The organism is Bradyrhizobium sp. USDA 336 (assembly GCF_044908355.1).
In the GTDB taxonomy this organism is placed as follows: Bacteria; Pseudomonadota; Alphaproteobacteria; order Rhizobiales; family Xanthobacteraceae; genus Bradyrhizobium; species Bradyrhizobium yuanmingense.
The window spans coordinates 7,336,778-7,357,450 of record NZ_JBIYDC010000002.1 but is presented as its reverse complement, the minus strand read 5'-3'; the positions used below and the strand labels follow the sequence as shown (position 1 = coordinate 7,357,450).

The following is a 20,673-nucleotide window of genomic DNA, read 5'->3' as shown; positions in this document are numbered from 1 at the left end:
GGCCGACGTTTCTATCGATGCGCGCCCCGGACCCGAGCACATATTCCCCGCCACAAACGAGTGTGGTAGACGCTCAAGCTCCGGAGGCGACGGCTTTTTGCTCCTTATTAGCGGAAAGCACTATTGCGTTGACGGTGCGATATGCGAATAGGATGGCGGGACCGATTGTTATGCCTGCCCCAGGATAAATTCCGCGCATCGGCGACGTCATGTCGTTGCCGCAAGCATAAAGACCCTGGATTGCGTTGCCTTGTGCATCCAGGACGTTTCCGTAACTGTCCGTCGCCAATCCGGTCGCCGTGCCGAGCGTTGCCGGAACGATCGGCAGCGCGACAAATGGTCCGTCTTTGATTGGTCCAAGATTTGGATTTTTCCCGACGATCGGATCGCCGAGCGTGCGATTGAAAGCCGATTCCCCACGCTTAAAGAGGGATCCCGTCCTTGGGCAGCGTGCCCGTTGTGTTCCTCGGTCGTCTTTTGAAGCACAGCGGGATCTAGTCCCAGCTGCTTTGCGAGCTCAGAAATCGTTTCACCTGCCTTGACGTAGCCAAGGCGCACATATTCACCGATGCTCAACGTCCAGGGCCATGGCAGTAGGTGTCCCATACCCCTCAATCGAACGAACTGGTGATCGCAGATGAAGTAGAATCGCTTATCTGCTGGATAGCCGTTTTCAAACACTGCCAGGCAAATATCGTGGTACGAATTCGATTCGTTGACGAAGCGTCTGGCATTTGGACCGACAGCAATGACCCCAGGACGGCCGCGGTCCAGCCAGCCGTATGGCACAACCTGCGAGCCGCTGCCGCGTTTCAGGATTGAAACCGGGGACCAGAAGCCGGCCGATGCGACATCTTTGTCGATGGCGGCCCCGAGCGTAGTTGCAAGCCCAATGCGGTCACCGTTAACATCGGCGTGGGCCAACGTAACATCATGCTGGTGTGCACCACTGAGGTCCGTTCTCAGCTGCGCGTTCCGGGCAAAGCCGCCAGTTGCGAGAACAACACCACGTGAGGCGCGCACGCGGATGCCAACGTTGATCCGCTTGATAATGGCACCCGTGACGCGCCAGCCTTCCTTCGTGAGTTCGACCGCTGGAGAATATGGCCAAATTTCTACGCCGTACTCGCGCAGGCTCACCAGCAGCCGCGCGATCAAGGCATTTCCCCCGCTGAGCTCAGTACCACGGCTGAAGCTGAGCCGATCCCGCGCATAGCGGCTCAGGCAAGTTAAGACGTGTTTGAGCGACGCAACAGATTGGAGTGGGTTGAGAAAGCTTTTCACCTCACTCGATGAGATCATCATGCCCCCGAGCACAACCCGAATGGGATGACCAATCAAATCGAAGTCCTTGCCTAGAAGCCGCCCATCATAGGGGGCGGGGCTCAGTGCCCGTCCCTTATCAGCGCCGCCAAGTTGGCTCGAGTGATAATCGGGCGTAATGGCTAGGGTAAACTTGACACTCGTGCCGTTCTCGAGCGCGGTTAGCGCCGACGGGCTGTCTTCAAGATAAGCATCAATGAATTGCGCACGATAATAAACGCCGAGTTCGTGCTGCAGGTATGTCCTCGCATCGGCGATGGTGTCATCGATGTTAGCCGCGCGCGCCTGAGCAGAACAGGGAACCCAGACCATGCCATTCGAAAAGGCCGTCGTTCCGCCAAGACGCGGAGATTTCTCGCACGTAAAATGGAGCAGCTGATCGGCCGTGATCGCGACGATCTTCTTGTTTCGCCCAAGCTTGGCGGGAGCATAGTGCGTGGCCGCAATGGCCCGCTCCACGTTCTCGAGCAACCTTGTAGTAAAGACATTGAGGCCGAACAGATCGACCAGCGCCGGATAGAGGATGATGTCGCTGTGAGTGGCCAATTTAGCGAGTAGCGCAGGCCTTGCGCTGCTCACCAGAAGTTTTGGAAAGCCATAAGGCAGCTCAGACACAACTTCGCCGAAAACTGCGCTTCCCCTGCCACCCTCAACCCCGACAATCGCGCTGATCGTTCCTGCCCCCAGGAGGTCACCAACCTTACTGCGCGTCCTTTCAGCAATCTGCTGCAAGAGTTCCGTGGGGGTCTTCGCATCGGCTGGTTTGTCGCGGTCGTCCCTCTTAGTGCCGATGTCGATCAGGATGGTCTTGCGGCCGCACGCCTCGATAATGTCGGCAAGGTAAGACGCCTCGCGGCCATTGGTATCCAGCGTGGCCACGATCGCGACCGCATCCGTAGTCGCGGATCCAGTCGCCAGTTCGGACAGGTTACCATCCCAGGCCGACCTCAGGTCGTCCGTGCAATGGTGAGACACGATCTTCCTCCCAGAACCATTCCTAACAACAGGTGGTCTAGACCCGGCTCTACCCGGGTGTAAGATCCGTGAGGCGTCCAAATGGGTAACATTGGGTAGAAACGTTGAGAGCGAAAGTTCCGGCAAACTTGCCGCACAGATGTCGGACAATAGCTAAAGACGCAGAATTGCAAGTCTGCGCGTCCTCTTTGCGCAGCCTTCCAGAAGGCTCCCTGCTGGTCATGGCGACCCTTGCTAATCCGCGATTGGAACGACTGTCTTTTGCGAGACTTGCTAACCCTCGACAAGACAACGTCAGCTCCTCATGTCTATGCGGCGATAATCATGATCGACCCGTTCGCTTGCTGGGAGGATATGGCCGAATCGTCGAGGGATGCCCGCATCACCGGCGTCGCCAATTTCCGCCCGCATCTATGATCGAGCGGTCGGCGGCGGGCGCACCTGTTGATTCCGGACAGGAGCTCGAACTTCGGCGGATGGAATGGTTCATAAGTCTTGGCTTCAAGGCGTTGTTTGCCGTCGCGGGCGATTCTGAAATTGCTGCAGCGGAGAAGCGATTTGGCTCCCATCTGGACGAACTCATCCATCTACCAGCAGAGGCTCTTACACCGAGGACGAGCGAGGAGACGGAGCTGGTAAGCCTTGGCCAGCACGGATCGTGATTACCAATGGTCGCGCTTTTGGATGGGACGACTTCGAAGCGGCCAACTTGAGCAAAGTGACGAGCGGGACTGCTCTGTAAGATCCGCAGCTTCCTGAGCAGGGGTTTGTCTTGACGACCCCAGAAGGCTGCCGGTCGGTTTTGCCATCCTCAAGGGCGGCGTCGATCCGACGACGGGCGCCCCATATGAAGGTCAGATCGGGCTAACCTGCGCCGCCTGTCATACGGGGCATCTCGAATACAAGAATGTCAGCATACGGTTCGACGGTGGGCCGGCGATGGTCAATCTCGGCGACGTTGAAAGAGTGATCGGGCTATCGATCGGCTACACGCTGATGTTGCCATGGCGATTTGAGCGTTTCGCCAGCAAGCTGGAGCGGATCAAAGGGCAAAGCGTCGATCGAAAGCAGATTCGAGGCGATCTGGAGCTCGCACTTCAAAAGATCAAGAACCAAAAGGCAGCGGCCGACAGACTTATGACGGGACAGGGAGTGGCGGATCTCGACGAAGGGTTCGGTCGACTTGATGCGCTGAACCGGATGGGGAACCAGGTTTTCTATACGAGCCTACTCGATCCCGCGACTGGCGAACTCCGGGACCCGCTCCTCAAGGGCAATTTCGCGCGGCACGATGCGCCCGTGAGCTTTCCGCCAATCTGGGACACGCCGTACTTCCTTTGGGCACAGTATGACGCTTCTGTTCTCAACGAACTCGTTCGCAATTCCGGCGAGGCGCTCGGTGTCAGCGCGACAATCAATATGACAGCGGCCGCGCCCGGACGGCCGCTTTTTGCGTCGTCGATACATCTATCCGAAATCGCGCGGTTCGAAGAGCTTCTTCGCGGCGCCGATCCCTTTTCGGCGGGCGATGCAAGCCGCGGAAAATTTACCGGGCTCGTGGCCCCCAATGGAAGGACGCGCAGGAGAAATTCCGCGGTGACCCGGCCTGGGCGATTGATGAAAAGCTCGTCGAACAAGGTCGCGATCTTATCGCGCTCACTGCTTTGAATGTCACCCGGGCCCGGTCAACGACACTGCCTTCGACAAAAAGTGGCCGGAAGATTCGTTCTGGAGCCCAGAGAACCCCGATCGCTCAACCAAGAATGAGAAGAATTGGCTGCAGATCGGCGGACGGCATTATTTCAACGTGGTCCAGATGCCGGTCGCAGCAATCGGCACCGACCCCCAACAATCCAGCGTCCTCACGACGCGGCGCGTTCACCTACCGGCGTCACTCGGATTAAATCCTGCAGATGACCTCAACAAAGCCGGAGGCTGTGGCCTTCTGCAGATAAAGGGGGAGATCCGCTGTTTGTACTCGCGCTCATGGACGTGGTCGGCAAGACGATTGACCAATGGATGATTGCGAACGGCACTTCTGAAGAAACCAAGCGTCAAATGTAGGGGCCGAGAAAGAACTGCCAAAACCAGCGGGTCTATGTCGGGGCGCGTGCAAGCCGCAACGGCAAGGACGAAGTTGTTCTCGCCCTTGAACCTCAGTACCGGGCGCGCCCGTTGGACGGTGTCTGGGCGGCAGCTCCTTATCTGCACAACGGCTCCGTTCCGACGCTGAGAGACATGTTGGTACCGCAGGGCCAGCGCCCGACGTCGTTTTGCGTCGGCAGCCGTGCGTTCGACCCGGTCAATGTCGGACTTCTTACGAAAAGCACAGTCGGCCGACAGCTGTGCGGCCGGCCTGACGAACTTCGATGTGTCGCTGCTTGGGACCAGCAATCGCGGACATTCCTTCGAGGGCAAGGAAACCGACTTAAAGAAGCTGCCGCCTGGCGTGATCGGACCAGAATTGACCGACGCCGAACGGCGAGCGCTTGTCGAGTATCTCAAGACTCTATGAGCAAGGCGTTGCCCGCCGACCTGTACGTCGGCGCGGCTACGGTGGGATCTTTTCCGCCGAGCCGATTCATCCCTCTGTCGGCGGCGTGCACCATCGCCGCGAGAGCGAGGACGTCGACGTCGATTTCGCTTGGATCGACCTCGAGCCTTTCGAGGCTTCCGATGACGCTGCCCCTCACCTTTCCCAGAGCCCGATTGCCGCTCAGGACGTCGACGCGGAATTCGGCTTCCCAACGACCTGCGAGATCCGGTGCCTGGTCGGCTGGCCCATGCGACCGTCAAAGCATAGAAGGCGTCAAGTGCCTGGCCGATTGCGGCGCAGACCGCATCAACAATGGATCACACGAATGTCGGCGCCACTCTAGAAGATGGGTCGCAAAACTGTGTCGCACTGTGTGCACCGTCAGGCGTTTGTTCAGATTCGCTGCGATGTGGGCCGAGCGGCACGCAGCATACAGAACGGTCGCATCAAGCGGCCGCTAACTGTCCCGGCCGGCAAATAGTCTGCGTGTCGGTCGGGTTAGCCGCCAATAGGCCCTTAGATTGTTAAGAAGTCGTGGCGAGAGCATGACGTCCCTGCCGCCTTTGCCCGCTCACCCGGATTACCATCCGCTGTCTGTCGATATCCGGAATAGCGAGGAAAGCCACTTCCGGCACGCTTAATCCTGCGGCATAGACGTCGTCAGCGCTATGCGGCTCCTTAGGCCCAAGGATTGCGTTCAGAAAGCGCACCACCTCCTCGGCAATCAGCACGACCCGCAGCTTGAGAGGCTCTCGCGCGTAGGCGATGCGCTCGGGAATCTCACTGTGGCCGAGCGTCACGCCGTCGAAAAAGTGCAACGCACATACCATCTGGTTGACATGCTGCCAAGAGATCCCTGTTACCACCAGGTGAACCTGGAACGTATGAACATCCTCCAAGCGGAAGATCGGCTAAAAGCAATCGGCTAGGCTTCGATACCGCGTTGAGATTTGATCGGCTGCGTTGCCGGCGACAAATTGCCCACCGTCATGTCCTTGATCATGCGGCGGCTCACCTGAGCCATCAGAAAACCTCCTGTCTGAAGGGGTCAGCTCTGAGAACACTCGGATCCTGTCAGACGGCAGTCGGCGCGAGCGGCTTCGTTCAACCGCCAATCAACAAATGTCGCGCCAAAGACCCACTTTCAGGCAAATCCAAAGCGTAGCTTGTGGAGTCCAAATCGACGGCTGGGAGTTTCTTCCGGGAGGCCAGTTCCTGCCGATGCTTGACTGTTGATCGTTGACCACTCCTTGTCGCGGCGGCGTTGCACCGAAGAGGGTATGCGCATGGCTTCGCGGTACTTCGCGACCGTGCGGCGGGCAATATCGATGCCCAAGGCGCGCAAGCGTTCCACGATGGTGTCGTCCGACAGGATCGCGGAGGGCTCCTCCGAATCGATCAGCTGCTTGATGTGGTGACGCACCGCTTCCGCCGAATGCGCTTCGCCCCCGTCGGCCGAGGCGATCGAGGCCGTGAAGAAATATTTCAGCTCGAACGTGCCGCGGTTGGTCGCCATGTATTTGTTGGCGGTGACACGCGACACCGTGGATTCGTGCATCTGGATGGCGTCGGCGACGGCCTTCAGGTTGAGCGGGCGCAAATGGGCGACGCCATGGGTGAAGAACCCGTCCTGCTGGCGCACGATCTCGGTCGCCACTTTCAGGATGGTGCGGGCGCGCTGGTCGAGCGCGCGCACGAGCCAAGTCGCGTTCTGCAACGCATCGGTGAAATAGGACTTGTCGCCGTCCTTGCCGATCTTCTTCGACAGCTCGGAATAATAGGTCTGGTTGACCAGCACGCGCGGCAAGGTGTCGCTGTTGAGCTCGACATGCCAGCCGCCGTCGGGACCCGGGCGGACATAGACGTCGGGCACCATGGTCTGCAGGCGCGCCGAGCCGAACTTCATGCCGGGCTTGGGATTGAGGCGGCGGATCTCGCCGATCATGTCGGCGATGTCCTCGTCGTCGACGCCGCAGATCTTGCGAAGAGCCGCGATGTCGCGCTTGGCGAGCAGATCGAGATGCTCGACCAGCGCCTGCATCGCGGGGTCGTAGCGGTCGAGCTCGCGCAGCTGGATCGCCAGGCATTCGCTTAAGGAACGCGCGCAGACCCCGGGCGGATCGAATTTTTGCAGCACGGCGAGGACGCTTTCGACCTCGGCTTGCGACGCGCCGAGACGCTCGGCGGCCTGGCCGAGGTCGGCCGGCAGATAGCCAGCCTCGTCGACGAGGTCGATCAGGTACTGGCCGATCATGCGTTGCGCGGGCGCGGTGGAGGCGACCGAGAGCTGCTCGGCGAGATGGTCCGACAACGTTGTCTCGGCCGCGACAAAAGCTTCGAGATTGTAGTCTTCGTCACCGGAGGCGCCGCCGCCCCATTCGGTATAGGTGGTCGGCGCCGCATCCTGGGCGTTCCGCGAAGCTGCCTCGGCCAGCTGTTCGCCGCTGACCTGATCGACTTCAGTCGGGGCTTCCGTGCCAGCTACATCGTCATTGGCTCGCTCGAGCAGCGGGTTTCGCTCGAGCTCCTCCTCCACGAAGGTGGTGAGATCGAGATTGGACAATTGCAGCAGCTTGATCGCCTGCATCAGCTGCGGCGTCATGACCAGCGACTGCGACTGCCGGAACTCTAATCTCTGCGTGAGCGCCATGAAGCAAGAACCTTTACTGAAGTTGGCCCGCGTTTTGCTCATCTAGTCAGGAGCTGATCCACGCGTATTTGATGTCGCGCAAAAGTAGATGCGAGGTGAGATATTTTAATGAAGGCAGCCAACAGCTGGACACCGAAACACTTGCGAAACTCCTTCGTTAAGTCCGTGAGACTAGAGAACTAGAGATTGGGAGGTGGCACTTTGACCCGAGGACATGAACCACAGGACAGTTTCACTGTGGCGACACTCCGATGAAGGACTTGGCAATCCGCGGCAGTTTTGGTGACTTCTGAGAGTAGCGGCGATCCTACACCATCCCGTAGGACCACCGGCAATAGGTGCGCTGGGATTAGGATCGGTGCCTGCCCGCCACTCTGATAGCCCATTAACAAAGAGCCTTGCTGCACGCTCGGAGTTGGCGCGAACTTTGAAGCCAATCATGGAAGAACGATTGCCCAAACGGACTGGCACTAGGGCTGGCAGTCAAAACAGTTGAGGTGGCGGGTTGAACCGGCCTCGAGATCGGCCCTGCGCCAAAAGAGATTGCGAGGTTATCGTCGCGTTCGGCTGCCTAAAGCCTGCTGCCTGTTAGCGCAGCGCCTGCCCCATGTGCGTCGAAAACAAGTCCCTTGTCGAAGTTGCTGAGGCCTCGGCGGAAGATCGAACAGCGGACACTATTGTGCCTGCGCTTCGGCTTATCCTGGCGAAGGTCCCAACGTATTCGCGATGTCGCTTCTGGCCTCTGACGCATCCGAATCTGGGAAGGATACCTTCCTCCTCCAAATTGGCCGGCGTGACCGGGACGATCTTCTCGGTTTGTCGAGCGCCTGCGCGAGTTGCTTGGCCTGCAGCGGACTGCCGACAATCACACGGGGCGAAAGGCGTCCGCACCGCCATGCTGTTGCGATGACCTCGAGCACCACCTCATCGCTGGCCAGCAGAGTCTCGCCAGCGCTTTGCCGCACTCCGCGTCATATCAGTGCTGCCGGCGGAGCCTGCCGCCACCCCAAACATCCCTCCGAAGCTTCGCTAGATGCCGAGTCCAATCACTCGTCTCATCGGCATCTGAGCTGCGGCGAGACGACAAGTGGGAGTTAGGGCTCTTGCTACAACGCAGTGAGTCGCAGAGGTGGCCAGCTCCCAACTCGAACTCCCGGCGCATTGCCTGTATCGCCGGACCCGCAATTCGTGCTCCCGCTGCCTCCGAGCCGATGGTAGTACCATACACCACGCTGTAGAACACCGCAGCGGAACGTTGGCACCGGCAGATCTCATACCGGTTACAAACACCATTGAGCGGCCGCACGAGAAGTTCAAGCGACGGATCAAGATCATGATCGTTTGCCATCAGCGGTCGCCACGGCAATATTGTCTTGGCCTGCTCACTCCTGCCAGATCAACATGCGGCAAGGTCGATGGCTGGAGAACCCTTACCACAATGCCTAGATAGGCGATTGACCTCGCTGCACGAGCAGGTGGCTTCATGTTGATGGAAATCGTGCCACAATTGTAAGGCGGCGCTGCCCCCGCGGTGAAGCGCACGGCTTCAGCGATCATGGCTTTGTGTACCGGCAAGCCGCTGCAATAGTGCGAACCACCTTGCCTCCGCGGATCGCATCAGGCAGCGGCACCTCGATTGCCGGATCGATAAGACCGGGACGCTGGCGCGGCCTCGATCGCCTCGGGACGGTTGCTGGAGAGAATGAAGATGATGTCGGCGTCTTCCGCCGTCTCGTTGAGCAGCGTGTTTAGCAACACTAGATCGCTTGAGAGGCGGATTGCGTCTGGCGCAACGGGAGTTGCATGCAACGACGACGCCCCAAGTCCACACCGGGCGCTGTTGAGGGACACCGCATACGCGCGCCTGATGCGCTTGCGTGCCCAGCTATCTGATTTGAGCCGCTTCCGTTGAAATACATCGTCGAAGCCACTAGAGATCGGCTGTCCCGATCCGCGGCAATAACAGAAGAGCCCGCCCGAAGACAAGGCCTTTGATCGTGCCTTTAAACGGGCGCGGAGTTAAATGAGGCGGCGTCGGGTTGCTTTGTGTACAGCATTTGTCCGGTTCGCCGCCCCTAGCTTTCTGACGACGTTCTTCATGTGAAAGTTGACGGTATTCTCGCTGACGTCCACAAGTCGCCCGATTACCCAGGCTGACTTTCCTTCTGCAACCCAGTATAGGCACTCTGTTTCTCGCTCGGTTAGCGGAATGTCTGTCTCGCAATCTTCATCAAGGGGCGGTGTAATCTGCGCGACAGCGTTGTGAAACGCCGACGCCAATATCGTGAGATGAGCCATGCGCTTCTGTGGATCGGCATCATCGAAGGGAGATGCAAACGATACGAAAGCCAATCGGCCTTGCGATCCAAACAATGGCACGCTTATGCCATGCTTAAGACCTGCTTCTCTGGCCTCGTGCAAGACGCGCAGCTCACGGGGCTGCAGTTTATATTTATGGGTTAGGTCATCCCAAAGAAAGGGCCTTGGCAGCATTGCTGTCCGCCGGACTACCGGGTCGATCGCTCGATACTCTTGCTCAGCATAGCGTTGGCACCAATCAGACGGGAAGTTTATGGTTGGCGGGGGCGGCAGATAGTCCAGCAGACGACGCTCATTCGAGCAGGTGAGTGCTCCGTACGCGACTTTATTAAAGCCTTCATTGCTCGCGCAACTGACAAGAAGATCGAACAGCGCTTTGATTGATTTTGTCTGTGTAGCGCATTCGACGAAGCTAAATAGGTCTGGCCCGCGGCTTTCCCGTCCGCTTGAAGAGAGTGGCATTTGGCCGTGCGATTGGTCATCCATTTCTATTTCCCATTTTACTTGTACAGATGTTGGCTCTGCTTGTTGCAGCTGGACGCCCGCGCGAAGGAAAGCGCCGGGCGCGAAATGTTTGCCCGGGTCCCAGAGCGTACCGATTAGATAGGTGGAGCAAACCGGCACGCGCCCCCTGCAGGTTGAGCCAACGCGGAGCTGACTTGGTTCGTTGCCGACCGGGTCGGGTTGCTATCCGAGCTGCCGAATCGTCACGTGCGTAGCCAGACTCTCGAAAGAATGGCTGGCAAATGATGCAACGGTTGCGGCGGACAAGGTCAGCACTTCTCGTAAGAACATACCAACGTCTCAAGCGGCGACGTAAAGAAGTGCGCTCGGCACGGAACTCTTCGCGCAGCTCGACACGCCTGAGGTCACGGACCGGTGCAGCCCCTCTCCGGCGCTTGCGCATGTTGGGCCGCCACTCGCGGACATTGACAACCAGCTGCTTTATAAGGACGACAGCGTGCATGCGATCCTCAGGACTTCCAAGAACCAGCATGGTGGGCACAGCAATTCTCGTACCACTTTCCGATTTGGCAGAATGGCCCCTTAAGAGAGAGGCACTCAGAGAAAGACGGTCTCATCTGAGTTGTTTCGAGCGGATGCGACATACGTCAAACATGCGACAACGTCTCAGGCGCGACATCGAATTGATATAGATCAGAGCATGATTGCGGTTGCCTCACCTGCATTGACGCGGAACGAGGTGGGCGCTGCCCGTGCGGGCCTAACGCGCAAGCCAAATCGAGTAAGGGCCTTTCCATCCTTGAAATCGAGCAGCGGAGCAGCAGTTTAGTCTTGCGGGTTCTTTGAGCAGCCGAGGACCGGCGCTTTCAGCGTTTCGCTGTGGCGCGCCTTTGCGAACCGCCCCCTTCGGCGCCGTGAGGACTTGCCCCCTCCTTGCAACGCCGAGGAGCGAGCAAATGAAAGAGGAAAGAATCACGGAAGGCTCGTCGTGGATGTATCCCTGCGCCAAAGGCCGCCTTGTTTGACGAACGCGATGGCTGCAGGTCCTAGGGATAATCCTAGGAGAAGCGCTATGACGATTTCGCGGGCGGAGGTGATCACATCGGTCGAGCGGCGGCGCCGGTGGTCGCAGGATGAGAAAGAACGGCTTGTTGCAGCATCGCTCGAGCCCGGCGCCAGTGTTTCCGAGGTGGCTCGCAGGGCCGGGCTTCATGTGAGCCAGCTGTTCAGGTGGCGCAAGGAGCTTTGCAAGCACGCTGAAGCGAGTATAGCGCCGTTCGTGCCGGTCGAGATTGGATCGTCTGTGCCGCCGCACAATCTGACCGAAGCGCCATTGACGGCGGCGCCGGCGCGTCGACGGAGGAGCCAGGGCATCATCGAGATCGACCTTGGTAGCGGACACCGCATCCGGGTCGATGGCGAGGTTGATGGAGACGCGCTACGTCGTGTTCTCGATGCTTTGGTACGCCGATGATCCCGGTTCCGACGGGCGCGCGAGTGTGGCTCGCGACAGGCTACACGGACATGCGCCGAGGCTTTCCGTCGTTGGCGCTCCAAGTGCAGGAGGTGCTGCGCAAGGATCCGCTCAGCGGTCATCTGTTCGTCTTCCGCGGTCGCCGAAGCGATCTTGTGAAGGTGATCTGGCACGATGGCCAAGGAGCATGCCTGTTCACCAAAAGACTCGAGAGAGGAAGGTTCATCTGGCCATCGGTTGCGGGCGAAGCAGTGACGATCTCACCGGCGCAGATGAGCTACCTGTTGTCCGGAATCGATTGGCGCAACCCGCAAGAAGCCCAGCGTCCGACGCGGATCGGATAGCCGTTTTTGGTTGAATCTGCTGCTTGATCTGATTCAATGGCTTCATGATATCGAAGCCGGACGATCTTCCGTCGGACCTTGTCAGTGCCCTGGCAGCGCTGCAAGCCGAGCGTGAGGCCCGGCTGCGAGCCGAGGCGATGGCTGCCAGGGCGCGGGCGGAGCTGTCGGATAACGCGGCGCTGATCGCGCATCTTGAGCTGCGGATCGAGAAGCTCAAACGCGAACTGTACGGGCAGCGCTCGGAGCGCACGGCGCGGCTGATCGAGCAATTGGAATTGGAGCTCGAAGAACTCATTACCACGGCGAGTGAGGACGAGCTTGCCGCTCAGGCCGCAGCGACGAAAACCCACGCCGTGCGTTCCTTCACGCGCAGGCGGCCGGTGCGCAAGCCGTGGCCTGACGACATCGAGCGTGAGCGCGTCGTCATCGAGGCCCCGACGAGCTGTGCCTGCTGCGGCGGATCGCGCCTGGCGAAGCTGGGCGAGGATGTAACCGAGACGCTGGAGGAGATCCCGCGCCGGTTCAAGCTGATCGAGACGGTGCGGGAAAAGTTCACCTGCCGCGATTGCGAGAAGATCAGCCAGCCGCCGGCACCGTTCCATGCCACGCCGCGCGGCTTCATCGGTCCGCAATTGCTGGCGACGATCCTGTTCGACAAGTTCGGCATGCATATCCCGCTTAACCGCCAGAGTGTGCGCTTTAAGGCCGAGAGGATCGACCTGCCGCTGTCGACCCTGGCCGACCAGGTCGGCCACGGAACCTTCGCCGTCGTGCCGCTCTTCCAGCTGATCGAGCGCCATGTGCTGTCGGCCGAGCGCCTGCATGGCGACGACACCACCATCCGCATCCTGGCGAAGGGCAAGTGTACGACCGGCCGGATCTGGACCTATGTGCGCGACGATCGGCCCTACGGTGGGCCTGCGCCGCCGGCGGCGATCTATTACGCCTCGAGCGACCGACGAGGCGAACATCCCCAGAAGCATCTGGCCGCCTTCGCCGGCATTCTGCAGGCGGATTGCTATAGCGGCTTCGAGCCGTTGTTCGACCCGCAAAAGAAAGCCATGCCGATCACGCCGGCATTCTGCTTCGCCCATGCGCGGCGGCGCTTCTTCGAATTGGCCGACGTCGAGAAGAATGCCAGGGAAGGCCGCAAGGGCAAACCGGTCTCCCCGATCGCACTGGAAGCTGTCAGACGCCTCGATGCGCTGTTCGAGATCGAGCGCGCCATCAACGGCCGCAGCGCCGACGAGCGGCGTGCCGTGCGCCAGGAGCAGAGCAAGCCGCTGCTCGACGATATGCACGACTGGCTGCTCTGCGAGCGAGAAACCCTCTCGCGCTCCTCCGAGGTCCTGAAACCCATGAACTACATGCTCAGGCGCTGGGACGACTTCGCCCGCTTCCTCGACGATGGCAGGATTTGCCTCAGCAATAACGCCGCTGAAAGAGCGTTGCGCGGCATCGCGTTGGGGAGGCGCAACTGGACCTTCGCCGGCAGCCTGCGCGGCGCCGACCGCGCCGCTATCATCCTGACGATGATCACGACCTGTCGCCTCAACGAGGTCGATCCTAAGGCCTGGCTCGCCGACGTCCTCGCCCGTATCGCCGACCTTCCCGCATCGCGTCTGCACGAACTGCTGCCCTGGGAATGGAAGCTCCTGGGTCAAGCCGGCAAGCCCGCCGGTCAGCAGGCCGCCTGACCTTCACGCAACCCCATCATAGAGCTCGCCACGCCCGCGCGCATGTATCGATCAGGCGGCCTTCGTCGTATGGGTACTCGTGGATTGATCCGGAGCGCGCTGTTGATAAAGACTCCTGCTAACGTGGCGGAGATGCTGCTCCTCTCGGCCTAGGCGTGGGGGTCTGAAGCGGATTACACGCCAGCTCGGATGCAGCTTTCACACGATGAAGGACTAGTAGCGGCCGGTGGGGTGAAGCCGTTCAAGTCGTGTCCGCCCTAGCTCTCGCGCACCACGGTCTTCAGGTAATGGTAGGCCTTGATGATCTCGACCAGGCGATCCTCCGTAGATCGGTCGCCGCTATTGGCATCGGGATGGAGCTGCTTGACCATCGCCTTGTACTTCGCCTTGATATCGCCGAGCGTCGCATTGGCATTCAGGCCCATCACCTGCAACGCTTTCCGCTCGGCATTTAAAATCTTGCGCGCCTCAGGCTTGGCCTCCGCGCGGGGGCGGGCACCGGCGCGTCCGTTCAGCTCGAGGTGCGTGCAGAAGGCATGCCAGTCGTCCTCGAAATCGGCCGCGCTGCCGACCATTTTGCGGGCGCTGATGTTCTCGCCCATCTTCCAGGTCGGACGATGGCCGGTCAGCGCGTCGTTCTGGTAGCGCGCGACCGCTTCCGCGTCCATCCCCGAGAAGAAATTGTAGGACTCATTGTATTCGCGAACATGGTCGATGCAGAAGTGCCAATATTCGCGCGCATTGTCACGGCCCTTTGGCGCGGGATGGGTAGCCTTGTTTTGGCAACCAGGCCATTCACATAGCGCCGCGGTCTGGTGCTCCCGCGCTTCCTTCTTGTTGATGCGAATGGAGTCGAAGATTTTGGAGGTGTCGATCAGCATGACTGGCTCCGTTAGCGGAGCGGCAGTTAACAGCGCCGCTTGTATGCTAGAGAATTCGTTTGGACAGCAAGTTGGATCTGTCTCAGCCTTTGCGTCTAGTTAGTGGCATGATGTATCAGGCACTTCCTAGCAATCGACATGCCAGGACCCGCGAGCTTGGTTCAGGCAAGCATCCTTCTGCGATTCAGATCGACTCAATTGCAATTTGCTGTCGGGTTCTGCACATAGAGGTCTTGAACGGGACCGGGTGAATACGAAGAAAGCGGGAGCTGCGCAGGAATCTGGGTGATAACGCTCAGAGAGCCGGCGTATCCAGGCGGATGGCGAACCTGCGAGAACTTCTTCAAGGAGCCGATGCGGCCCGAAGGAGACGATCAACATCCTACCCTTCGGTCAGCCGTCTGCGGTTGATCATGCACTGCTACAAATTCTCCGCAACATAGCGCGCGATCTGTTCGTCCGGGCCGTCCAGACGGAATTGCCGCGTTCCGCAGACGCCGGCGAGCTGAAGCCGCCGCGGATGGTCGCGCCGGCCGTGCGGAACGGCCATGGCCCGGCGCGCAACATCGCAACGGATATCGGCGAGATCGAGATTGCCAGGCCCAAGGTGAGGACCGGCGCGCGAGCGGCTCGCCAGTTGGATCGGCTTCACCTCGGTGATTTTGCCAGTCCGAGCGCGGCGAACTAGGAGCCTCGATCGCCTGCTGCCCGCCCCTTAGCTGCGCGCTATGTCGACCGGCGATCCAGGAGGCGCTCTCGGCCCTGCTGGAAAGGATACAACGAACCTTTCACCTTCGATGATTTTGAGCCTGAATGACCAATCGCAGCGCGAATACGAGCGCTGGCAGCAAAAAGCCGTCAACGTGCTCAAAGACATCCCGAGCCGGTTCAGAGCGGCAAGAAGGCCATACAGGATCTCAATGGCGCCAAGCCGAGCGGTTGGAGCATGCACTCGATACCTTGGTCGAGAATCGCGCTAAATATGGCATGACGTTATTGCCGGACAAGGATTGCGAATCTTGAGCCTATTGGCTGTCTATGACTTTCCTGCCGAGCACCAGAGCCAGCTGAGAACTACAATCCGATCGAGAGCATCCGCCGCGGTGCGGCAACCGAGCGTGCGAGCCAAGAAAGCGTTATCGCCACAAACCGTAAAATTGATGGTGCAAGCTGATCGAGGTGGCCTCGAAACGTGCGGGTTGACTGAAGAGACCCAATCAGTTGCCGAGATGGTCGCGGCGTCAGAGTGCCGACGCCATTGTGCTCGTCCCGAACGGGCAAAGCCAGGCCGCCTGCTCGGTCCCATCACGAGTCGCGGTCCAAAGCGGCGAAATGACTGATTTGAGATCGCAATCCGTAAGTCTCTAAGCGCGTCAGCTTTTCGACAGCTGATCCCAATAGAACGAGAGAGAGCGCCACTATCGTCTCCGCATTGCGAATCGACTCAAACCCCGGGGAGTTGACATGGACCCATTTAACAGCATCAACCCATTCGACCGTGACCACGCCGCGGTGTCACAACCGCAACAGCAGCAAGCGGAGTTTGAGCCGTACTTGGATGAAGTGCCGCAGCTTGATCCCCCTGCCGTTGCAGAGATCCCCGCTTCTTCAGATCCCTACTATTTTCCTCTGACTGAGGAAGAGCGTAGCCTCATCGAGGCCTTGGAACTTGGGCACCAGGGGGCTCACGGTCCTCATCCCGAAGACGCCGTCACCAGACACCTCGGGGACACCGCTGCCCAGCACAGCGCGCCGCGGGAAGCTTGGACTTGGCCGGTAGAGCTGCCTGTGGAAGGTCACGATCAGGACCCGCTGCGAGGGATGATCGGCGAACCCACCCTAACATCGTCTCTCCCAACCGCGCGCGATCACCAGGGACCGGACCGCGGAAAAGCCGTTCAGCTCAACTGGAGCGACGGCTACCAACCGGCTCGGAACGAGCTGACCGGGAGCGCTCCCTCTTCAAGTCACGAGGTCCTCTTGGGTGAGGACTACACCGGGGAGTTGAGGCCTGCGAAGAGGCAAAGAACACTAAGCCATACGGAAGGGGATGCCATCGGACGCGAGGTGAGCGAGCCCGGCAGTTCAGTCGTTCGCGAGCTGATGGAAGACGCCGGCGCACCGTTTCAGGCCAGCGATCGGCTCGTCCTTCCCGAAGGCTACGATCAGGACCTGCTGTGGGCGATGGTGGGAAACGCTGGCGCATCGTCGTCCGTCGAGCCAACCGAGGGTCATCACCAAGGGCTGGATTCAGAACCGGCCGTTATTCCCTTCAATTTCCGGCAGGGCAACCAGCACGCGTCCGCTGCGCTTGACCGTAGCAACGTCGCGCCGAGCCAGGACAGCCGACCCAACAGTTTTATCGTTCACAATGACCGCTACACGGCGCTGTTCGTGCCCGCGGCAACGATGAGGCGAAGCACCCCTCTTCCGCAAGGCGCTGCCATTCCTCTGGGAATTCGACTGGAAAACGCTCCGCAGCCCAGCGCGCAACCAGCGAACCGAGCCTCATCATCGCGGCTTGGACGGTCGATGGAGCAAGCCGCTCCGGCGTCCTCCTCCAGGGCTGAGGGGACGTCCCCCGCGCCCCGCGAGATTTATGCTGCATCATTCGCCGTTCCCAAGAATTTTTCGCACGGCGACCAACCAGCCCCGGACACGATGCTCTCGATGCTTCGCCGCTGGGGCCAGTTGCCGAACGATGCGCAGCCGGCAATGAACTACGATATTCTCGGCGAGCGTTACACCGCCCTCTTGGGGCCGGGAGGCCCAAATGACGTGCGGCTCATCCATCACCCAAGCAATGGAGATGCCGAGAGACAATCCCCACGCTAAGAATTAGGAACCCGACCACATAGCTCCGGTATTGGACTTATCAATGTAGCATAGCTTGCGCCAGCGAGCTTGGCGCGGTTCCGGGGGGTCCGGGTGAGCGCTACCCCGCCCGATTAACTTGCGCGCATCATCGCTGTGCGGCTCCTCGTTGAGCCGCACAGCGATCTTCTTTGATCTTCCGAACGCCAAAGCTGCGAAGAACACCTACGGTGTTATCGCCGTTGCGTTTTACAGCATTGCCATTGATTGGGGCCTCGGCCCCGAGACAGGGAAGCATCCTCGGAGTAAAGAGGCTGGTTCCTGCCCGCATCGAACACGCGTCGGCTGAGCTTAGCTGGCTGCAGATGGTCGTCCATCAGTCCCAGATGCACATCCTGGCCGTGGCGTTCCGCAGAAAGCTCGTCTGGCCGACGAGGCGCTGCCCAGCACCTCGTCGATCCGCCTCGAGCCTTTCAGTACATATCTCAGGGGTCAGCAATGGTCCGGAATACCGTGCGCGATCTTCATCGCTTAGCCCAGCCGACGTGTTCCGCAGCTCACACAGTGCTACCCCGAAGCTACTGCCAACGCCCTTGTCGTGGTTATACTCCTGAGATGTGCATTCAACGTCCCCGCGGAAAGCCGGTCAGCAATGCCCTTCCCATTTTTCGGCGTAGACAGTCGCTGAAACCTTAAGAGCAGTGCATAGACCGTGAATTATCTGTCGCTACTCCGGTTTTGGACGCTTTGATGAGAACCGCGTCCTCCGGGATAAGGTTTCGGTTCAGCGCGGACTGCCGTCGGCACTGCTCTGCCCGTCGAAGACGACGACCTGAGATGACCTCTCCTCAAGGAGCTTCAGCGCAGGATGAAGCTGAGCAAGCCGCAGCGACCTCTGTCCGGCTGATCAAATCGGCCAGATGAGTGTGGAGGACCCTCAAAATAGCGAACGAGCCGCAAAGACGATCGCCACGGCAACATGGTTGCCGAGCACCAAAGCTGTATCTGTCCGCGACCAGCTTTCGCTGCTGAATGTCAACACCAGGAACTCCGACCCCGACGCTGCTGCCCCATCTAAGCCATATCGCGACCATTATGTGTGAACGACCGCACATCTCGCTTTTACTTTGATGCCGGCAAATCATAGGGCAAGGCTCGCCGGCGCGAACGTTGAGGCGTTTCGCACTTCCTGCCGGCTTCAACTGACGATCGCCGCGACAATGTTCTACCTGAGCTGATCGTGCAAGCCTGCCGGGCCGGAAGTAGCACCAGGCGGGCACACCGCGGCTCCCGCAAGCATCGGGCCGACGCGACTCGCGCGAGGCGATCAAGTTCACGAGGCGTCTGCATGCCCCTAGCGGCGGATCGACGAACGCCACATTGAAAGATGCCTGGACCAATTGTGCGCAGGCTGTGCCGTGCGTTTGTCGCGTGTTTCAGTGTCCGGGCTGAGGAATAGCGCGGGGGGAGTACTTTCTGGCACGAGTGTCGTCTCTCTTTGGAGACCTGGCGCGATCACGGCTTGGCCGAGAAGCCCTCAGAGGAACGGGCCGAGCGAGTAAGCCAGCTCTGGTTATGGCTCGATTACCTCGTGACCATGAGCGCTTGAAATGGGCCCTTCCATTTAGGGAAAAGATCTACTCTCGCTTCAGGTCCGCTCTGGGGTCTCGATGCGGAGAACATTGCAATTCGTTCATGCGCCGCCTTCAGCTGGCCTGGCGAGTTTGCCGATGAGCTTGAGACAATCGGCCTACGACGGGCTGCGGCTTCGGACAAAGCGCATAAGCCTCTCCTTGCTCACCTGCAGGATCAGCCGATTTGCGGAGCCCCCTGTCCGTTACCGCTAAGCACCAAACCGGGATGCTGCACCCTAGACTCCAGCCTCGCCGCGCGTCGCGCCGATCGCGTCAAATCCCTTACGGCCAAACGCTTAGTGCAGATCTGGCGTCCTCACAGGACGGCCTCGCAGCGGAAGCGGCACGGGCGATGACCAGGAGTCTACGAGCGCACCACCAGCTCTAGGTCGCTCACAGGTGACCGATACGGTGCATACGCCCGCGAAATTATCCTGCACCTGACCTGCCATCGAACTTTCATCGAGCGGCAGTCACATGTCGCGATTTCAGCGAGACCGCGCTTTAGACCACCCCAAGACTAGAGCTTTGTCGCGTGATTACAATGGGGGGCTGGTTACGCCGACGTGGTTGTGCGGCAAAATCAGCCGTTCGACTCGCCCACGGGGTGGCCCTCCGCTACCGATGTGTCCATGTCTAACGATGTGTCCATGTCTCCAGTTCTGTCCTGGGCATCTGCAAGGAGAGGAACCAGTGGCCATTGAGCAGTCGGCGCGAAAGCGGCTCTTGAGGGCCTCGATGAAGCCGTTGCCGGCGGCTTGCCGGACCGTGAGAAAGTAAGCGTATCGCCGCGCTGATAGGCTTACGGGTCACGATCGCGCGACATGAACTCGCCGCCTTGATCGACGCGGATCTTTGCTCGCAATCCCACTGACTTGCAGCCCCCTTCCAGCACCGCAAGATGGCGGTACCGCGAAAGGCGATCGCCAGCCGCTGCCGCAACGAATGCGAAAAAAATCCAATTTGGGACGAAGGCGCGATTAGAAGACCCTACCGATTTGTGCAGGAGATTTCGCGGCTCAGGTCAGTTAGCTTGCGGGGTGTTAGGGGAGACGTCTTCAATGTTGATTGTCGAAACTGTTTTAAAGCCAGACCAGTTTGGCGGTATTGGACTTTTCTCCGCCGCCCTTTTGCCCAAAGATTCGCTGATTTGGATTCACAACCCAATCGTTGACATCGCAGTGACGCCTGAGCAGTACGAAGCTCTAGCTCCAACATTTCGAGCTCTACTTGATAAGCATGCCTATCCAAGAGACTACAAGGCTAATGATGGCGTTATAGAGTACAATGCTGACAATGCCCGCTTCATGAACCACAGCAGTCAGCCAAACACATATCAAGACGATCATTGCCGAATTTTAACCGCGCGTGACGTACAAGCTGGTGAAGAACTGACTTGCAATTACTTGTTTTTCGATCCGACGTGTGACTTATCGTGGAATAACGAACCATCGGTGAATGTTGATGCCCCGACGGGCTAGGCGGCAGTGGATTGAATTCGCGGTCTGACGACTTGATTCGTCGGCGAATTTACGGGAAGAGTTTCGGCAACTATTTGTGG

The 20,673-nt window shown here is 59.4% G+C and carries 16 protein-coding genes and 1 pseudogene; 9 read left to right on the top strand and 8 right to left on the bottom strand.

The genetic code is table 11. The annotated features are described in order from the left end of the window. Window positions 1-73: 73 nt before the first annotated feature. A complete protein-coding gene (locus tag ABIA45_RS35390) occupies window positions 74-322 on the bottom strand; it encodes an FAD-binding protein (protein ID WP_338107441.1) in 249 nt (82 codons plus the stop codon). Further along, complete coding sequence (locus ABIA45_RS35385) at window positions 208-2,202, bottom strand: FAD-binding protein (RefSeq protein ID WP_338107433.1); 1,995 nt, start codon at window positions 2,200-2,202, stop codon at window positions 208-210. Before ABIA45_RS35385 ends, ABIA45_RS35390 begins: the two co-directional genes overlap by 115 nt. Window positions 2,203-2,711: 509 nt before the next feature. Here ABIA45_RS35385 and ABIA45_RS35380 point away from each other — a divergent pair. The 4 genes and pseudogenes from ABIA45_RS35380 (at window position 2,712) to ABIA45_RS35365 (ending at window position 4,813) form a co-directional block, all read left to right on the top strand. Next, window positions 2,712-2,960: a hypothetical protein gene (locus ABIA45_RS35380; protein WP_244431428.1), complete on the top strand. Its 249-nt coding sequence runs from the start codon at window positions 2,712-2,714 to the stop codon at window positions 2,958-2,960. Window positions 2,961-3,087: 127 nt separating this feature from the next. Then, window positions 3,088-3,966 (top strand): di-heme-cytochrome C peroxidase, encoded by an 879-nt coding sequence (locus ABIA45_RS35375; RefSeq protein ID WP_338107440.1) that lies wholly within the window; start codon window positions 3,088-3,090, stop codon window positions 3,964-3,966. A 507-nt stretch (window positions 3,967-4,473) separates the two neighbouring features. Further along, window positions 4,474-4,521: pseudogene (locus ABIA45_RS35370) on the top strand (hypothetical protein); the annotation flags it as partial. Window positions 4,522-4,603: 82 nt separating this feature from the next. Then, window positions 4,604-4,813 carry a hypothetical protein gene (locus tag ABIA45_RS35365; protein ID WP_244431427.1) on the top strand — a complete coding sequence of 70 codons (210 nt, stop codon included), beginning with the start codon at window positions 4,604-4,606 and terminating at the stop codon, window positions 4,811-4,813. A 277-nt stretch (window positions 4,814-5,090) separates the two neighbouring features. Here the strand turns inward: ABIA45_RS35365 and ABIA45_RS35360 are convergent, their stop codons facing one another. From ABIA45_RS35360 to ABIA45_RS35345, 4 genes are all read right to left on the bottom strand, one after another. Continuing rightward, window positions 5,091-5,243, bottom strand: a complete 153-nt coding sequence (locus tag ABIA45_RS35360) for a hypothetical protein (RefSeq protein ID WP_338107439.1) — start codon at window positions 5,241-5,243, stop codon at window positions 5,091-5,093. Window positions 5,244-5,358: 115 nt separating this feature from the next. Beyond that, window positions 5,359-5,733 carry a hypothetical protein gene (locus ABIA45_RS35355; protein ID WP_050991930.1) on the bottom strand — a complete coding sequence of 125 codons (375 nt, stop codon included), beginning with the start codon at window positions 5,731-5,733 and terminating at the stop codon, window positions 5,359-5,361. A 245-nt stretch (window positions 5,734-5,978) separates the two neighbouring features. Next, window positions 5,979-7,484 carry an RNA polymerase factor sigma-54 gene (gene rpoN, locus ABIA45_RS35350; protein ID WP_370058183.1) on the bottom strand — a complete coding sequence of 502 codons (1,506 nt, stop codon included), beginning with the start codon at window positions 7,482-7,484 and terminating at the stop codon, window positions 5,979-5,981. Window positions 7,485-9,503: 2,019 nt separating this feature from the next. Next, window positions 9,504-10,289, bottom strand: a complete 786-nt coding sequence (locus tag ABIA45_RS35345) for a LuxR family transcriptional regulator (RefSeq protein WP_338107460.1) — start codon at window positions 10,287-10,289, stop codon at window positions 9,504-9,506. 1,051 nt (window positions 10,290-11,340) lie between these two features. Between ABIA45_RS35345 and tnpA the strand changes: the two genes are divergently transcribed. From tnpA to tnpC, 3 genes are read left to right on the top strand one after another with little or no spacing between them, the layout of a single operon-like run. Beyond that, on the top strand, window positions 11,341-11,742 hold the full coding sequence (tnpA, locus tag ABIA45_RS35340) for an IS66-like element accessory protein TnpA (protein WP_036046964.1): 402 nt from the start codon (window positions 11,341-11,343) through the stop codon (window positions 11,740-11,742). Continuing rightward, window positions 11,739-12,086 (top strand): IS66 family insertion sequence element accessory protein TnpB, encoded by a 348-nt coding sequence (gene tnpB / locus ABIA45_RS35335; RefSeq protein ID WP_370058181.1) that lies wholly within the window; start codon window positions 11,739-11,741, stop codon window positions 12,084-12,086. The genes tnpA and tnpB overlap by 4 nt, the downstream gene beginning before the upstream one ends. A 44-nt stretch (window positions 12,087-12,130) precedes the next feature. Further along, window positions 12,131-13,783, top strand: coding sequence for an IS66 family transposase (tnpC, locus tag ABIA45_RS35330; RefSeq protein ID WP_036046900.1), 1,653 nt, complete (start codon window positions 12,131-12,133; stop codon window positions 13,781-13,783). Window positions 13,784-14,040: 257 nt separating this feature from the next. On the opposite strand, the gene ABIA45_RS35325 is transcribed toward tnpC, so the two are convergent. Further along, on the bottom strand, window positions 14,041-14,664 hold the full coding sequence (locus tag ABIA45_RS35325; protein WP_036043200.1) for a J domain-containing protein: 624 nt from the start codon (window positions 14,662-14,664) through the stop codon (window positions 14,041-14,043). Between the two features lie 421 nt (window positions 14,665-15,085). Further along, window positions 15,086-15,316 (bottom strand): hypothetical protein, encoded by a 231-nt coding sequence (locus tag ABIA45_RS35320; protein WP_157784138.1) that lies wholly within the window; start codon window positions 15,314-15,316, stop codon window positions 15,086-15,088. Between the two features lie 812 nt (window positions 15,317-16,128). Between ABIA45_RS35320 and ABIA45_RS35315 the strand changes: the two genes are divergently transcribed. After that, window positions 16,129-17,499 carry a hypothetical protein gene (locus tag ABIA45_RS35315; RefSeq protein WP_404655074.1) on the top strand — a complete coding sequence of 457 codons (1,371 nt, stop codon included), beginning with the start codon at window positions 16,129-16,131 and terminating at the stop codon, window positions 17,497-17,499. A gap of 2,674 nt (window positions 17,500-20,173) precedes the next feature. Further along, a complete protein-coding gene (locus ABIA45_RS35310) occupies window positions 20,174-20,593 on the top strand; it encodes an SET domain-containing protein (protein ID WP_036043202.1) in 420 nt (139 codons plus the stop codon). The last annotated feature ends 80 nt before the right edge of the window (window positions 20,594-20,673 follow it).

Bases quoted from the DNA above. Each gene is read 5' to 3' on its own strand.
- tnpC (WP_036046900.1), top strand. From the start codon at position 12,131: ATGATATCGAAGCCGGACGATCTTCCGTCGGACCTTGTCAGTGCCCTG.
- ABIA45_RS35365 (WP_244431427.1), top strand. From the start codon at position 4,604: ATGTCGGACTTCTTACGAAAAGCACAGTCGGCCGACAGCTGTGCGGCC.
- ABIA45_RS35315 (WP_404655074.1), top strand. From the start codon at position 16,129: ATGGACCCATTTAACAGCATCAACCCATTCGACCGTGACCACGCCGCG.
- tnpB (WP_370058181.1), top strand. From the start codon at position 11,739: ATGATCCCGGTTCCGACGGGCGCGCGAGTGTGGCTCGCGACAGGCTAC.
- tnpA (WP_036046964.1), top strand. From the start codon at position 11,341: ATGACGATTTCGCGGGCGGAGGTGATCACATCGGTCGAGCGGCGGCGC.
- ABIA45_RS35380 (WP_244431428.1), top strand. From the start codon at position 2,712: ATGATCGAGCGGTCGGCGGCGGGCGCACCTGTTGATTCCGGACAGGAG.
- ABIA45_RS35325 (WP_036043200.1), bottom strand. From the start codon at position 14,664: ATGCTGATCGACACCTCCAAAATCTTCGACTCCATTCGCATCAACAAG.
- ABIA45_RS35310 (WP_036043202.1), top strand. From the start codon at position 20,174: ATGTTGATTGTCGAAACTGTTTTAAAGCCAGACCAGTTTGGCGGTATT.
- ABIA45_RS35345 (WP_338107460.1), bottom strand. From the start codon at position 10,289: ATGGATGACCAATCGCACGGCCAAATGCCACTCTCTTCAAGCGGACGG.
- rpoN (WP_370058183.1), bottom strand. From the start codon at position 7,484: ATGGCGCTCACGCAGAGATTAGAGTTCCGGCAGTCGCAGTCGCTGGTC.